The following is a 14,127-nucleotide window of genomic DNA, read 5'->3' as shown; positions in this document are numbered from 1 at the left end:
AATTATAGGGGTATTATTCTTAAGGTTTAATAAAGCAAATGTAAAATAAAAATAAATTCATATTATTTTATATATAAATTGACTTCCTGACTGAAACTTCTTGAGTAGGTGTCCGGTTAACACCTATAGGGAACTTTTGCCGAGGGGGGTATCCTTTGCCGTATACTTCAAGTGTGTATCCTGGTCATCAAAAAAGATATCCGCGCCGAACGCCTTGATCACTTCATACTTCTGTACCCCTCCCTGAAAAAACGCTTCATCGACACGTACACCCCAGGCATCAAGTGTACGAAGCACCCTCTCATGGGTGGAGAAGTTACGTGCAGTGACCAGTGCCGTACGGATCGGAGACTTCTCCATCGGAAATCTATCCTGGATATCCGAGATGACCTTCAGAAACTTGAAGAAGGGACCTTTACTCAGTGGATTTTTAGCATTATCACGTTCATGTGCGAGGAAGGCTTCCAGACCTTTCTCCTGATAGATTCTCTCACTCTCGTCACCGAAGATCACAGCATCTCCGTCAAAAGCGATCTTTACCATATCCGATTCAACATCGACCGTTGGTTTGTGAGGAAGTATCGTTGCGGCAGCGACATCTGCATTGATCGCATCCTGCACATCCGCAGGATGCGCAGAGAGGAAAAGGTCGACCTTAAATGCATCAAGATATTTGGCGACTGAGGTTCCCGCTGTCCAGCCGCTGCGTTCTATCTCCAGTTGATAGTGTGCGATAGAACGCCCGATACGAAGTCCGGTAGCAGCATTATTTCTTGAGAGGATGATCACTTCGATCAACTTGTCATCAAAACTTTTATTGATCGCCAGCAGGTTTTTGACAAAACGGAATGCCGTACCCACTTCCAAGGGAGTCTCTTCATGCTTCAGCTGATAATCATAGTAGGCTTCAAGGCCCTCTTCATCAAAGATACGATTCTCTTTTTCAAGATCAAACAGTGCTCTTGAAGAGATCGCAATCACCAATTTATCTTTTAGATCATAGGCCATTATTTACACTTTTATTCGTTCTTTTCGAACATATCGTTCTGAATCGCATTGGCTCTTTTGATCATGCGCCCAAAGGTAGAATCGATCGTATTGGTAAGTTCTTTTAAATCAGCCACATAAGACATAGCCTTATCCAGCTCGCCTTCGTTCATCTCCTGTTTTTTTCCAAACACCTTACCCAGCAATCCGCCTTTATTCTCATTTTTTGACGAAAGTATCCCACATATTTTGTCACTTTGTTCATGCCACTCTGCATGACGTGCCTCCAGGACTCTAATATTCTCACTACCATAGAGTTTGTTAAGCAGGGGTTTTCTCTCTGCCATCCATTTGTGGATCGGACAATCAAAAAGCTTCACACAGGCCTCTTCTTCCGGCAGTAAACCCTTCACTGCATTCTCCATCACTCTTAATCTGTGATCATGATGTACATTGAACTCTTTCAGTTCATTGATAAACGCATCTTTATTGCCCATAACATTCCTCCTGAGAATCATCTTGATGAAATTTTATCATAAATAGTCCACCAGGCAGCATGAATTTTGTTAAATAACAAAATTTAATAATTCATATTGTTTAACTTAAATAACTTTCAAGTATAATGCGCTTCTCAAAAACAGCTAATTTTAGAAGGAAAAACAGATGCATAGCCCTACCCCGAAAAATGAACAGATCATGCTAGATCCGAAAAGATATATCGTAAGTAAAACCGACCCAAGAGGTGTGATCACCTATGGTAATGACTACTTTGTAGAGATCTCCGGATATAAAGAAGCCGAACTGATCGGTCAACCTCACAATATGATTCGTCACCCAGATATGCCTAGAGTGATCTTTAAAGTAATGTGGGACCGTATACAAAATGGACAACCTATTATGGCTGTTGTAAAAAACTTGGCAAAGGACGGAAGATACTACTGGGTCATCACGGAGTTTGAGTCCAAAAAGGATAAACTCACCAATCAGATCACCGGGTATACTGCCTTTAGAAAAGCTGCATCTAACGATGTGATCAAAAAAATCGAACCCCTTTACGATAAACTGCTTGAGATCGAGGCACAGTCAGGTATGGAGGGTGCAGAGAAGTATCTCGTAGGTTTCCTCGAAGAGAAAGGAGTGTCCTATGATGAGTATATCAATGACCTGGTTGGTAATAAAGGACTTTTCAAAGTCTTCTTTACAGCCATGAAAAAGCTTTTTGGTTAAGAAAAAAGCTAAGAGATAGTACAATAAGTTACACTATATACAGGAGGGTAGAATGAGTTTCGGGAATATTGTGTTACTTATAATAGCGGTTGTAGGTGTTTATCTCATTATCATCTACAACAAATTTATCTCTCTTAGAGCTGGTATCAATGCTGCATGGTCAGATATCGATGTACAGCTCAAGCGACGTTATAATCTTATCCCTGCATTGGTTGATACGGTCCGGGGATACAAAGAGTATGAGGCGGAAACGCTTGAAAAAGTCATTCAGGCCAGACAACAGGGACTTGATGCAAGAAGTATGGAAGAGAAGGCTGCTGCGGCGAATATGCTCACAGGGACTTTAGGCAGACTCTTTGCTCTGGCAGAAGCATACCCGGATCTTAAAGCAAACACCAACTTCCTTGAGCTCCAAAGCCAGCTGAGCCAGATAGAAGATACGATACAGAATGCCAGACGCTACTACAATGCTATTGTACGTGACTACAATACCAAAGTACACTCATTCCCCGATCTTTATATCGCTCAAAAATTCAACTTCACAGAACGTGACTATTTTGAACTGGATGAAAGTGAAGCAGAGGCAGTGAAAAAAATGCCTAAAATAGATCTCTAGAACCCTGCAACGGTTTTATGTAATCACCCTGCGTTTACCGGGGTGTTTTACTTTATATGCAGAAACATAGCTATCACCATTGAACAGAGCAGTAAATGCTCAATCCAACCAACTCTCATCTATCACTGTAAACAGTGATCAAAACCTGATTTAATATGTCAATTTGAAATATTTTAGCCCTGTTTGTATTTTTTCATTTATACTTCCGGTTATGTATAGAAATAAAAAAGAAAAACTTTACGTTAATGATCTACTGGAATCTCCACAGATCACCTACCCCGGCTACTACAATGTCAGCAGTAAAATGTTAAACAATGATTACCTTCACAGCGCGATCATTGCACTTCACAGTATGGATTTTTATCATTATGAACTGCCAAGTAACTTTGAAAAGATCTTTGAAACCTTTTCCATCGGTGCATTTGCTATCTATAAAGAGCAGTATATCGTAGGATATTTCGGCGATAAGATGATGTACCTTGAAGCCAACGGATGGCGTGCAATGCCTGTAAATAGGGACATATTCAACCTTTCACACTGGCTTATCTAAAATAAATTTCAATAAATTATAAAAAAAATCAAAAAAAGTTATTTTAATTAAGACAAATTTTATCTTAAATTGTTATAATTTTCGTACATCTTAGGTATCGAAGACTTTTTATTCTTCCTCCTTTTAAAAAATGTTATTGAGACGACTACCAACGTAACAAAACCATAATTCGATACTTAAGATCGTAATCTCCCTACCTTTTCATTTTGCAGACTATTGCAAATTCTTTCTATATAAGCTATCATTAGATGAATGCAGTATGGAAGGATGAAAAGATGAAAACAAATTTAGATCAATATCTCAGATTTTTAATTGACAATCATGGCAGTGATCTCCACCTGAAATCCGGTTCAAAAGTCCACTTCAGAAAAGATGGTGAACTCTTAAGCTTAGATACAAAAATATGTACCGTTGAAGATATAGAAAATATCGCAAGATCTATCCTCTCAGAAGAAAATTTTAAAACGTTACAAGAGACCAAAGAACTTGATCTAAACTATACATTTGATGAAGAGAGCCACTTCCGTGTCAACTTTTTCTATCATATTGACGGGATGAGCATCGTTTTCCGTCTCATTCCAATGGAAATCCTCTCGTTTGAAGAGCTGAGACTTCCCGAAGTCCTGAAAGAGCTTGCAGATACTCCCCGCGGACTCATCCTTGTAACCGGTGTAACCGGATCCGGTAAATCTACCACCATTGCTACAATGATCGACAGGATCAACAGCACGCAAAAAAAGCATATTGTAACCATAGAAGATCCTATAGAGTTTATACACCATGATAAAAAATCATTGATCTCCCAAAGAGGGGTAGGAGATAATACACTCTCTTATAAACATGCGTTCAAATCAGTACTCAGAGAAGACCCGGATGTCATTTTTGTAGGGGAGATACGTGACTTGGAGAGTTTGGAGACAGCGCTTCATGCAGCAAGTACAGGACACCTGGTCTTCTCCACACTGCACACATTAGATGCCAAAGAGACACTCAACCGTCTGATCAACATCTTCCCGACTAATGATCAAAACCGTATCCGTATGACACTCTCCTCCGTGCTTGAAGGGATTGTCTCCCAACGTCTTGTAAAACGTAAAGACGGGGGGCGTGTAGTCGCTGTAGAGGTGATGAAAAACACTACCCGTGTTGCTACGCTGATCGCCGAAGGAAGAGATAAAGAGATTCTGGATGCGATTGAGGAAGGGAAACAGGTCTATGGCTCTCAGTCATTTGACCAGGCACTGCTGGAACTTTATCAAGAAGGCATTATCACAGAAAAGACTGCACTCGAAAATGCAACGATCATGAGCGATATGAAGCTCAAACTCCAAGGTATCGAGATCGCAAAGGTATAATGCTATTATCTTTTAGCAGAGGAGAAGCAGAGCAGTTGCCCTGCTCTCTATATTAGGATATATGAACTACCACTTCCCCGTTTTGTACATCAAATTCCACCGAACTTCCTTCTACCACTCTGTCTTCCAAGATCAGTTCAGCCAATCTGTCTTCCACCACTTCATAAAGGGCACGTTTCAGCGGTCTCGCACCATAGACAGGATCAAATCCCGCTTCGGCAATATACGCTTTGGCATTCCCGGTCAGTGAAATCGTAATATCCCGCTCTGCAAGTTTTGCCTGAATTGACTTAAAGAGGATATCAACGATACTCGTAATCGCATTGAGATCAAGCGGGTTGAAGATCACCTGATCATCCAAACGATTCAGGAACTCAGGCTTAAAGTGCAGCTTGAGTTCTCCCAATACGGCCTCTCTACGCTGCTCAGGGTCACTGATCGTCATGATCTTATCCGAAGCGATATTTGAGGTCATAATGATGATCGTATTCTTAAAGTCGATCGTCACCCCCTTGTTATCCGTCAAACGTCCGTCATCCAGAACCTGCAAGAGTGTATTGAAAACATCCGGATGCGCCTTCTCTATCTCATCAAAGAGTACAACCGAATAAGGCTTGCGGCGTACCGCTTCGGTCAGCTGTCCGCCCTCTTCATATCCTACATACCCCGGAGGCGCACCGACCAGACGAGAGGCTGCATGTTTCTCCATATACTCACTCATATCGATACGGATAAGCGCCTTTTCACTGTCAAAGAGGAACTTTGCCAACGTTTTTGCCACTTGTGTCTTACCGACCCCTGTCGGTCCAAGGAACATAAAACTACCGATCGGCCGGTTGACATCACTTAGTCCTGCTTTATTACGCTTGATCGCTCTTGCTACAGCTTTGAGTGCTTCATCCTGTCCCACAACTTCCTGTTTGAGTACCTCTTCGATATGGAGGATCTTCTCTTTCTCGGTTTGAAGCATTTTATTGACCGGGATACCTGTCCAGCGGCTCACGATGCTTGCAATCATCTCTTCATCCACCGAGTTTTTAAGCAGTGTCCCCTCTTTCATCATGTTAGTCCACTTCTCTTCAAGGGCAGTTAAGTTCTGTCTTTGTGCCGGGATCTGCCCATGCTCGATCTCGGCGACCTTAGAGAAGTCACCTTCACGCTTGAGTGCCTCTGCCTGTGTTTTGAGTACATCGATCTGACTCTTCACCTCTGCAATATCATTAAAGGTCTGTTTTTCATTGTCAAACTGGTTCTGCAGTGTTGTCTTGTGCTCTTCCAGATCAGCCAGCTCTTTCTCTATCTCTTCAAGACGCGCAGTGTTCTTCTCGCTCTCCTCCATCTTGAGCGCCTCTTTTTCCACCTGAAGCGTTGAGATCTCTCTTTTTGCTTTTGCCAGTTCCGTCGGTTCACTCTCGATCTGCATCTTCAGTTCTGCAGCCGCTTCATCGATCAGGTCGATCGCTTTATCGGGCAAAAACCTGTCAGTGATATAACGGTCTGAGAGCTTGGCAGAAGCAACCAGTGCCGAATCTGTGATCGTTACATTGTGGTGTGCTTCAAGTTTGTCCTTGATCCCTCTCAGTATCTGCAACGCTTCATTGATAGAGGGTTCATCTACTTTGACCGGCTGGAAACGTCTCTGAAGTGCGGCATCTTTTTCAAAATACTTTCTATACTCTTTGAGTGTAGTCGCACCGATCGTATGCAGCTCTCCACGCGCCAGTGCCGGCTTAAGGATATTTGCCGCATCCATACTCCCTTCACTTGCCCCAGCCCCGACAATCGTATGGATCTCATCGATAAAGAGGATAATGTTTGCTGCCTCTTTTACTTCATCAACGACAGCTTTGAGTCTGTCTTCAAATTCTCCACGGTATTTTGCACCCGCGATCAGTCTGCTCATATCCAGACTGATCACACGCATATTTTGAAGACTCAACGGTACCTCTTTGTTGACAATACGCTGTGCCAGACCTTCAACGATCGCAGTTTTACCAGTTCCCGGTTCACCGATCAGGATAGGATTGTTCTTGGTTTTACGGATCAGGATCTGCATCATACGCTGCACCTCTTCATCACGGCCGATGACCGGATCAAGCGCACCATCCAATGCTTTCTGGTTGAGATCTATACCATATTGTGCCAACGCTTCAAGTGTCTCATCTCCGCTTTGAGAATCGATACTCTTACCTCCGCGGATTGACTCTAACGTCTTTTTAAACTCTGAGATATCAAGGTATTTACCTACAACATCCCTGATAAAACTCTCATCCGCATTGGCCATCAACCAGGTATCTACCGCAAGGTACTGGTCACCTTGTGCGGCCATCGCACCTTCAGCGTTCTGCAGTGAACGCACGAGATTAGCCCCAAGCTTGATATTTTCTTTTGTTACACTCGATACGGTCGGCAGCTTACCTGACTGACTTTTTGCTTCAAGTTCAATCGCTGCCTTATCTACATTCATCTTATTCAGCGCTTGATGTAATATGGATTGTGTGTTCGTTAAAAGCGCCCATATCATATGGATAGGTTCTACTTCCTGATTTTTATTGTGCAGTGCCAAAGAGACACCTGACTCGATCGTACTCTGCATTTGATTGGTTAGTTTTTCTAAAATACTCATTATATATACTCCTCTTACGCAAATATCTTTAAATTATACAAACTTTAGTCACTTATTGTCAAGTTTATTTAGTCATTTAATTAAAAACTATTTTTGGTAGATATAACAAAAGGTTAACCGATATTCAAGTGATTTTTGAATAAAATATTACACTTAATTCTTTGCGCAGGAACACACTACTATTATGATACAAAAAAGTAAAAAAGTCATTGCAGCCGGACTTCTTTCTACCCTTGTCGGTAGTTATTTTATGGGAGGATTTGCTCATGCAGAGATCACCCCTAAACAATCCTCTGCAAAAGAAAAGCTCGAAGCTTATCTCAAGTTCACACAGATTCTCAATGTCATAGAGACACAATACGTCGATGAAGTCAACACAACTGCCCTCGTAGACAAAGCACTCAAGGGGATGTTGAACAATCTCGATGCACACTCCACATTTATGGACACGAAAGCCTATAAAGACCTTAATGTCCAGACCAAAGGTGAGTTCGGCGGACTGGGTGTCTCTATAGGCATGAAAGACGGTGCCCTGACCGTCATCGCTCCGATCGAAGGAACACCTGCTGATAAAGCGGGGATGAAGGCAGGTGATATCATCCTTAAGATCGAGGATAAAGCAACGATCGGTATGGATATAGACGAGTCGGTAAAACTGATGAGAGGAAAGCCGGGTACCGATGTGACACTGACTGTCATCAGAAAAAAAGAGCCAAAACCTCTTGAGATCAAGATCACGAGAGATATCATCAAGATACAGTCGGTCTATGCAAAATCTATAGAGAATAACCTGCTCTATCTTCATGTCACATCATTTGATCAGAAGGTAGTTGAGGGAGTCAAAAAAGCGATCAAAGAGCATAAAGATACCCAGGGTATTCTACTTGATCTCCGTAATAACCCCGGCGGACTGCTTGACCAGGCAGTAGACCTTGTCGACCTTTTTGTTGAAAAAGGTGTGATCGTTTCACAAAAAGGACGCGCATCACTTGAAAACATAGAGTATAAAGCGACAAAGAAAAACAGTGATACCAAGACACCTATCGTCATACTCGTGAACGGGGGATCAGCATCTGCATCGGAGATCGTTTCGGGTGCACTGCAGGACTTTAAGAGAGCGATCGTTGTGGGTGAAAAAACTTTCGGTAAGGGTTCTGTACAAGTAGTCATGCCGATAAGCAAAGATGAAGCGGTCAAACTCACTGTAGCCAGATACTATCTTCCGAGCGGCCGAACGATCCAGGCAGAAGGTGTAACACCGGATATTACTGTACACCTCGGGAAGATAGAGTATATGGAAGACCCAATGCTTCTTAAAGAGAAGGAGCTCAAAAAACACTTGGAAAATGAGCTTGAAAAGATCAACGGAAACAGCACGAAAAAAAGTAAAGAAACGTTAACAACAAACAAAGACAATAATGATTCCGAGGTGGATGACACCCTTATCACTGAAGCACAGCTTTACGAAGATGCTCAGCTTAAAAGTGCCGTGGATATCCTAAAAGCATTAATCATCACACATAAAGGAAAGTAGAAATGACAAAAACTGAACTGCTCTACGAAGGTAAAGCAAAAAAGGTATGGTGTACGGAAGACCCGGATCTTCTCATCTCTGAATTCAAGGATTCTTTGACCGCATTTAACGGTGAAATGAAATCAAGTGAAGAGGGAAAGGGAGCGTTGAACAACGCGATCTCGACAGAACTTTTTAAATATCTTAACGAAAAAGGTATTCCTACGCACTATGTTGAGACTATCGATGAGAACAATATGCTTCATAAAAAAGCAGATGTTATCCTGATCGAAGTGATCGTACGTAATATTGCTACAGGAAGCCTTAGCAGAAATCTCGGTATCGAAGACAAGACCGTCCTTCCCTTCACACTGGTAGAGTTTGACTACAAAAACGATGCACTTGGTGATCCGAAGTTGAACGATCAGCACTGTCTGATCCTCAATCTCGTTAAGGGGACAGATGAACTTGACTATATCCGCTATATGGCGAGACGTATCAATAGCATTTTGAGTGCATTCTATGCGGAGCTTGATATCACGGTAGTGGACTTCAAACTGGAGTTTGGTAGAGACAAAAACGGTAATATCATTCTCATAGATGAGCTTAGCCCGGATAACTTTAGACTATGGGACAGCAAGACACAGGAAAAACTTGATAAAGACAGATTTAGACAAGGATTAGGCGGTCTTACAGAGGCTTACAGACAAGTACTAGAAAGAATTCAAAACAGATAAGGATAATAGATGAAAGTAATCGTAAACGTATTTCTAAAAGAAGGTGTTCTTGACCCACAGGGAAAGGCAGCTCACCATGCACTTGATTCACTTGGATTTGACGGAGTGAAAGGGGTGCGTATCGGAAAACAAATTATTTTGGATATTGACGCATCAGATAAAGCTGAGGCAGAAGCAAAAGTCAAAGAGATGTCTGAGACACTTCTTGCAAATACAGTCATTGAAGATTACACGATAGAGATCGCATAATGAAAGTAGCAGTCCTTAGATTTCCTGGAACAAACTGTGAGTTTGATACACAGTATGCGTTTGAAAAGCTTGGTCACCAGACTGAGCTTGTATGGCATGAAGAGACGACTATCCCTGAAGGCATCGATCTTATCGTAGTACCTGGGGGATTTAGTTACGGTGACTATCTCAGATCAGGTTCCATCGCAAGATTTGCTCCTGTCATGAAAGCAGTGAAAGCCTATGCAGACAATGGCGGTAAAGTCCTTGGAATCTGTAACGGATTTCAGATTTTGACGGAAGCAGGATTGCTTCCGGGGGCACTAAAGCGTAACAATAACCTGCACTTTATCTCAAAACACCAGAACCTCTCTGTTGTAAGCACTGATAATGCATTTTTAAACCAGTGTGAGGAAGGTGAAGTACTGAATATTCCTATTGCTCATGCCGACGGAAACTACTATATCGATGATGAGAAACTTGCCAAAATGGAAGAGAATGGTCAGGTCCTTCTTCGTTACTCCGATGCCGAAGGTAACCGTGTGGTAGTCAACGGTTCAGTCACATCAATTGCCGGTGTATGTAACGAAACAAAAAATGTCTTCGGTCTTATGCCACACCCTGAACGTGCGATGGAAGCGATCCTTGGTTCAGAAGACGGCCTCAAGATGCTTAAAGGGTTTGAAGCGTAATGCTATACCTTTTACGCTCTTTGGCACTCATCACAGGTCTGTTCTTTGCTTTAAGTATACAGCTTAGTGCAGAGAGCGTATACAAATACAGCTACTTCCCAAAAAAAATCTACAAAAACCAGGTTTTTCCTGTTACCGTGATCGGTATTGACAGTAAACAAAACCAGATGCCTGATTTTACCTTTGATCCAAGCAGTGGTATTCAACCATTAGCCAAGACACCTCTTGTCATCAAAAACAACAATGACAGTTTCTATACCTTTTACTTCAAGGCACAAGACCGAGGATTACGTATCCCTGCATTGCGCATCACAACTGAAACCGACTATACGGAACTTCCTTCAGGTTTTGTACCGCTTGCGGACCTGGAAACGAGAGAAGACTTCTGCGGTGTGATCGCTGCAGATATGAAGATCAAGAACTTCCAAGTCTCCAATTATGATGAGACCAATCATATCGTGACACTCAATATAGAGGCAAATGAAGCCAACCTTGAAGATATGAAGCTGAGTATTGTTGAAGAGAGCGGTATTGAGGAGGTAAAACGTGACAATGCGAAAGTCTATGGGGACTTCTTTGCGATTGTACCTACAGACCAAAAAGAACTGAAGTTTACCTACTTTAATACCATTCAACATCAATATGCAACGATACAGGTACCTATAGATGTCAAAGATGCTTCGATAGCGACACATGCTGAACTCAACCCGAAAGAGGACAGTTTTGAACAGATCAAAAGATTTACGCTGGGCGTACTGACGATTTTTATGTTTGTGATGTTCCTTGTTAAAAGAGATTTCTTTTTCCTTGTACTGGGTGTTATCTCATTGATTACCCTGCTCACACTCTACATCCCACATAAAAAGATATGTATCAAACAGGGAGCACCGCTCTATATCCTGCCGACTCATACCAGTACGGTCAGTACCTATCTGGAAGAAAAACTGGAAGCACCGCTACTGGGTGAAAGAGACGAGTACCTCAAAGTTGAGACAAAACAAGGAATCATAGGATGGGTAAAAGATGAAGATCTTTGCGAAAATTAGATTTTACTGGGGTGCTTTTGTCATCTCTTTCATTGTAGGACTAGTTATGATCCCTTTGATTACGATCTTTCGTTCGCATAAGGGAATGATCATGCACTATCTCAACCGAAGCATTCTCTTCTTTATGGGAGGAAAGGTAATGCAGGTGGGTGAGGCTGATCCTGATGCAGATATGATCGTGATGAACCATCAGGGAATTGTAGATATTATCGGCATGGAAGCACTACAAACAGGACACCTTAGATGGGTAGCCAAAAAGGAACTTTTTGATACTCCCTGGTTTGGGCATCTCCTTAAAAACGGTGATATGATCTCTATAGACAGAGACAATAAAAAAGGACTTATCAAGATGATCAAGGATGTCAAAGAGTCTTTGGAAGTAAAACACCGTAAAGTTGCCATCTTTCCGGAAGGAACACGTGCAAAGCACCAGAAGGTGCTTCCTTTCAAGTCTGGGACAAAATTTATCGCAGAAAAAATGAACCTTAGAGTACAACCCGTAGTCATTACAGGAAGCAAATGGCTGCTTAATGAACACGATAAGACCTGTCATAACTCTACGGTAAAGTATACTTATCTTCCTACTGTCGATGTAAGCAAGGCAGAAGAGACGTGGTTTGAAGATATGCGTGCGAAGATGCAAGAGGAGATAGACCGTGAGTTCCATCACCATCATTGCAGTCGCTAGCGGCGGAGCCATCGGTGCTACACTGAGAATGCTTATCAACGGTATGGTCAACAGACATGTTGTCCATACCCTTCCTCTCGGTACACTGGCTGTCAATCTGATAGGTAGCCTTCTGATCGGTATGCTCTTTGCCTACTTTCATCAAAACAGTACCTTACCTCCGCAGATCAAAACATTTTTAGTCACGGGAATACTCGGTGCATTGACCACCTACTCTACTTTTGCCATAGAGAGCTTCTTTTTGCTTGAAGCGGGTCACTACCTACATGCTTTTGCCAATATGGCACTCAACCTCTTTGGAACCATCCTGCTTGCAGGATTAGGTTACTTTTTAGTCTTAAACTTTACAAAATAGGAACAACATCGTGACAACACTGAGAGAAGAAATAGAAAAACATATTCGTAAGCTTATACTTCCACTTAAAGAAGAGGAAGAACTAAGAGAAGTACTGAAGGTCAGATTGACCAAGAAAGAGCTCAAACTGCTTCAGGGGTGGGCAGATGCTATACCGCAAGCCGATCTCATAGCACAACTTCATCTTGATGAAGAAAAATATGGTGAGCTTAGTACCAAACTGATCAAAAAACTGAACCAGGAGAAACTGAAACAAGAGATAATGGTCGGTTTATAAAATACGCATAGATTATGCGTTGTACTCACGCTTGCATAGCCACTTCAAGACAAAGGGCGGTACGATAGTGGTGAGTACGATGACAAAGATCAATACTGCATAGACCTCATTTCCGATGATATTATTGACTCTTCCTATCTCAGCAAAGATAAGCCCTACTTCACCCCTTGGTATCATTGATACACCGATCATTGATTTATAGTAAACACTCTGTCCATTGATCAAAAATGCTCCCAGGTACTTTCCAAGAACAGCGATAACAAAGAGCATCAAACTCATCATCCAGAAGTGCGATGATGTAAAGTCGATAACTTTCAAGTTCATAGAGAGCCCTACTGTCACAAAAAAGATCGGTGTAAACATGTGCATGATAGGATTGATCGATTGCGTAATTCTCTCCAGAAAATTCTCATCTTTTTGCAAGCCTACGCCGAAAGGGATGATAAAGCGGCGGGAGAGTGCTATACCTGCAGAAAAGGCACCTAAAATCTCCGGGGCACCTGCCAGGTGTGCCAGGTAAGCGAAAAAGACGATCAGAGAGATGATCGATGTCGGTATAAAACCCGGTACCTTTGAATATCTGTCCAGTTTTCTTAACAATAATGAAAAGAGATTTGCCAGAAATGGAGCAAGGATCAAAAAGGTAATAATAAAGCCCGTTACACTCATCGTATGTTTGAGGCTTACCTCCTGATGCAGCGCATAATCATAGATAAAGACCAGCAGGATCACACCAATGATATCATCCAGAACCGCTGCACCGATCACGACCTGGGCCATACTGCTATTCTCTTGCTTAATATCTTTAAGTACCCTCAGTGTGATGCCTATACTGGTGGCGGTCAATGTACCGCTTATAAACAGAGAGACCTCTGCAGAGAGATTAAAGAGAGCATAAGAGACAATAAATGCCATCATAAAAGGTGCTATCACTCCAAAGAGTGCTACGATGGTTGCTTCTTTCCCCGCAGCCTTAAGACGTTTGAGATCGGTATGCAGTCCTACTTCAAACAGCAGGAGGATAATGCCAACCTCTGCAAGGATCTTTAAAATATCATTGATCTCTATCAGTTCAAGAAAAGATCCCCCAAGCAGGATACCGGCACTCAATTCGCCGAGTACTGCCGGGATGCCCATCCTGGCAAAGAGTTCACCCAGTATGCGGGCAGATACAAGTATCAGGAAAAGGGTTAAAAAAAACGCATGTACTTCCATCATAAAAACTATTAT

At 42.2% G+C, this 14,127-nt stretch carries 16 protein-coding genes; 12 read left to right on the top strand and 4 right to left on the bottom strand.

Features of this window, described 5'->3' with window-relative positions; translation table 11 throughout:
- Nucleotides 1-123 precede the first annotated feature (123 nt).
- Both AC4JOV_RS05920 and AC4JOV_RS05915 read right to left on the bottom strand, forming a co-directional pair.
- Nucleotides 124-1,008 carry a 5'-nucleotidase gene (locus tag AC4JOV_RS05920; protein WP_229936063.1) on the bottom strand — a complete coding sequence of 295 codons (885 nt, stop codon included), beginning with the start codon at nucleotides 1,006-1,008 and terminating at the stop codon, nucleotides 124-126.
- An 11-nt stretch (nucleotides 1,009-1,019) separates the two neighbouring features.
- Nucleotides 1,020-1,484: a hypothetical protein gene (locus AC4JOV_RS05915; protein ID WP_229936064.1), complete on the bottom strand. Its 465-nt coding sequence runs from the start codon at nucleotides 1,482-1,484 to the stop codon at nucleotides 1,020-1,022.
- A gap of 166 nt (nucleotides 1,485-1,650) precedes the next feature.
- Between AC4JOV_RS05915 and AC4JOV_RS05910 the strand changes: the two genes are divergently transcribed.
- The 4 genes from AC4JOV_RS05910 to AC4JOV_RS05895 all read left to right on the top strand — a co-directional run bounded on the left by AC4JOV_RS05910 (nucleotide 1,651) and on the right by AC4JOV_RS05895 (nucleotide 4,735).
- Complete coding sequence (locus AC4JOV_RS05910; RefSeq protein WP_229936065.1) at nucleotides 1,651-2,214, top strand: PAS domain-containing protein; 564 nt, start codon at nucleotides 1,651-1,653, stop codon at nucleotides 2,212-2,214.
- Nucleotides 2,215-2,284: 70 nt separating this feature from the next.
- Complete coding sequence (locus tag AC4JOV_RS05905) at nucleotides 2,285-2,830, top strand: LemA family protein (protein ID WP_229936066.1); 546 nt, start codon at nucleotides 2,285-2,287, stop codon at nucleotides 2,828-2,830.
- Between the two features lie 211 nt (nucleotides 2,831-3,041).
- Nucleotides 3,042-3,380 carry a hypothetical protein gene (locus tag AC4JOV_RS05900; protein ID WP_229936067.1) on the top strand — a complete coding sequence of 113 codons (339 nt, stop codon included), beginning with the start codon at nucleotides 3,042-3,044 and terminating at the stop codon, nucleotides 3,378-3,380.
- A 275-nt stretch (nucleotides 3,381-3,655) separates the two neighbouring features.
- Nucleotides 3,656-4,735, top strand: coding sequence for a type IV pilus twitching motility protein PilT (locus AC4JOV_RS05895; RefSeq protein WP_229936068.1), 1,080 nt, complete (start codon nucleotides 3,656-3,658; stop codon nucleotides 4,733-4,735).
- Nucleotides 4,736-4,787: 52 nt separating this feature from the next.
- Here the strand turns inward: AC4JOV_RS05895 and AC4JOV_RS05890 are convergent, their stop codons facing one another.
- Complete coding sequence (locus tag AC4JOV_RS05890) at nucleotides 4,788-7,361, bottom strand: ATP-dependent Clp protease ATP-binding subunit (protein WP_229936069.1); 2,574 nt, start codon at nucleotides 7,359-7,361, stop codon at nucleotides 4,788-4,790.
- A gap of 184 nt (nucleotides 7,362-7,545) precedes the next feature.
- Here AC4JOV_RS05890 and AC4JOV_RS05885 point away from each other — a divergent pair, with 184 nt between their 5' ends.
- From AC4JOV_RS05885 to AC4JOV_RS05850, 8 genes are read left to right on the top strand one after another with little or no spacing between them, the layout of a single operon-like run.
- Nucleotides 7,546-8,895, top strand: a complete 1,350-nt coding sequence (locus AC4JOV_RS05885) for a S41 family peptidase (RefSeq protein WP_229936070.1) — start codon at nucleotides 7,546-7,548, stop codon at nucleotides 8,893-8,895.
- A gap of 2 nt (nucleotides 8,896-8,897) precedes the next feature.
- On the top strand, nucleotides 8,898-9,611 hold the full coding sequence (gene purC, locus AC4JOV_RS05880) for a phosphoribosylaminoimidazolesuccinocarboxamide synthase (protein ID WP_229936071.1): 714 nt from the start codon (nucleotides 8,898-8,900) through the stop codon (nucleotides 9,609-9,611).
- Between the two features lie 9 nt (nucleotides 9,612-9,620).
- Nucleotides 9,621-9,860 (top strand): phosphoribosylformylglycinamidine synthase subunit PurS, encoded by a 240-nt coding sequence (gene purS, locus AC4JOV_RS05875; protein WP_229936072.1) that lies wholly within the window; start codon nucleotides 9,621-9,623, stop codon nucleotides 9,858-9,860.
- Nucleotides 9,860-10,531 carry a phosphoribosylformylglycinamidine synthase subunit PurQ gene (gene purQ, locus AC4JOV_RS05870; RefSeq protein WP_229936073.1) on the top strand — a complete coding sequence of 224 codons (672 nt, stop codon included), beginning with the start codon at nucleotides 9,860-9,862 and terminating at the stop codon, nucleotides 10,529-10,531. The genes purS and purQ overlap by 1 nt, the downstream gene beginning before the upstream one ends.
- Nucleotides 10,531-11,577, top strand: coding sequence for a hypothetical protein (locus AC4JOV_RS05865; protein ID WP_229936074.1), 1,047 nt, complete (start codon nucleotides 10,531-10,533; stop codon nucleotides 11,575-11,577). Before purQ ends, AC4JOV_RS05865 begins: the two co-directional genes overlap by 1 nt.
- Nucleotides 11,555-12,265, top strand: coding sequence for a lysophospholipid acyltransferase family protein (locus AC4JOV_RS05860; RefSeq protein ID WP_491522200.1), 711 nt, complete (start codon nucleotides 11,555-11,557; stop codon nucleotides 12,263-12,265). The genes AC4JOV_RS05865 and AC4JOV_RS05860 overlap by 23 nt, the downstream gene beginning before the upstream one ends.
- Nucleotides 12,234-12,620, top strand: coding sequence for a fluoride efflux transporter CrcB (gene crcB / locus AC4JOV_RS05855; RefSeq protein WP_229936076.1), 387 nt, complete (start codon nucleotides 12,234-12,236; stop codon nucleotides 12,618-12,620). Before AC4JOV_RS05860 ends, crcB begins: the two co-directional genes overlap by 32 nt.
- A 10-nt stretch (nucleotides 12,621-12,630) precedes the next feature.
- Nucleotides 12,631-12,897, top strand: a complete 267-nt coding sequence (locus AC4JOV_RS05850) for a hypothetical protein (protein WP_229936077.1) — start codon at nucleotides 12,631-12,633, stop codon at nucleotides 12,895-12,897.
- Between the two features lie 12 nt (nucleotides 12,898-12,909).
- Here AC4JOV_RS05850 and AC4JOV_RS05845 read toward each other — a convergent pair whose 3' ends face one another.
- Entirely contained in the window at nucleotides 12,910-14,115 is a 1,206-nt protein-coding gene (locus AC4JOV_RS05845) for a cation:proton antiporter (protein ID WP_229936078.1), read from the bottom strand.
- Between the last annotated feature and the right edge of the window lie 12 nt (nucleotides 14,116-14,127).

This window comes from Sulfurovum sp. MH2-6 (genome assembly GCF_058374785.1).
Note: the sequence above shows the minus strand (reverse complement) of the source record. Positions and strands in the feature narration are given on the sequence as shown.

Excerpts from the sequence above, each read along its gene's own strand:
- purS (WP_229936072.1), top strand. The coding sequence starts at position 9,621 with ATGAAAGTAATCGTAAACGTATTTCTAAAAGAAGGTGTTCTTGACCCA.
- AC4JOV_RS05900 (WP_229936067.1), top strand. The coding sequence starts at position 3,042 with ATGTATAGAAATAAAAAAGAAAAACTTTACGTTAATGATCTACTGGAA.
- AC4JOV_RS05860 (WP_491522200.1), top strand. The coding sequence starts at position 11,555 with ATGAAGATCTTTGCGAAAATTAGATTTTACTGGGGTGCTTTTGTCATC.
- AC4JOV_RS05910 (WP_229936065.1), top strand. The coding sequence starts at position 1,651 with ATGCATAGCCCTACCCCGAAAAATGAACAGATCATGCTAGATCCGAAA.
- AC4JOV_RS05915 (WP_229936064.1), bottom strand. The coding sequence starts at position 1,484 with ATGGGCAATAAAGATGCGTTTATCAATGAACTGAAAGAGTTCAATGTA.
- purQ (WP_229936073.1), top strand. The coding sequence starts at position 9,860 with ATGAAAGTAGCAGTCCTTAGATTTCCTGGAACAAACTGTGAGTTTGAT.
- AC4JOV_RS05890 (WP_229936069.1), bottom strand. The coding sequence starts at position 7,361 with ATGAGTATTTTAGAAAAACTAACCAATCAAATGCAGAGTACGATCGAG.
- AC4JOV_RS05885 (WP_229936070.1), top strand. The coding sequence starts at position 7,546 with ATGATACAAAAAAGTAAAAAAGTCATTGCAGCCGGACTTCTTTCTACC.
- AC4JOV_RS05845 (WP_229936078.1), bottom strand. The coding sequence starts at position 14,115 with ATGATGGAAGTACATGCGTTTTTTTTAACCCTTTTCCTGATACTTGTA.
- AC4JOV_RS05895 (WP_229936068.1), top strand. The coding sequence starts at position 3,656 with ATGAAAACAAATTTAGATCAATATCTCAGATTTTTAATTGACAATCAT.
- purC (WP_229936071.1), top strand. The coding sequence starts at position 8,898 with ATGACAAAAACTGAACTGCTCTACGAAGGTAAAGCAAAAAAGGTATGG.
- AC4JOV_RS05920 (WP_229936063.1), bottom strand. The coding sequence starts at position 1,008 with ATGGCCTATGATCTAAAAGATAAATTGGTGATTGCGATCTCTTCAAGA.
- AC4JOV_RS05865 (WP_229936074.1), top strand. The coding sequence starts at position 10,531 with ATGCTATACCTTTTACGCTCTTTGGCACTCATCACAGGTCTGTTCTTT.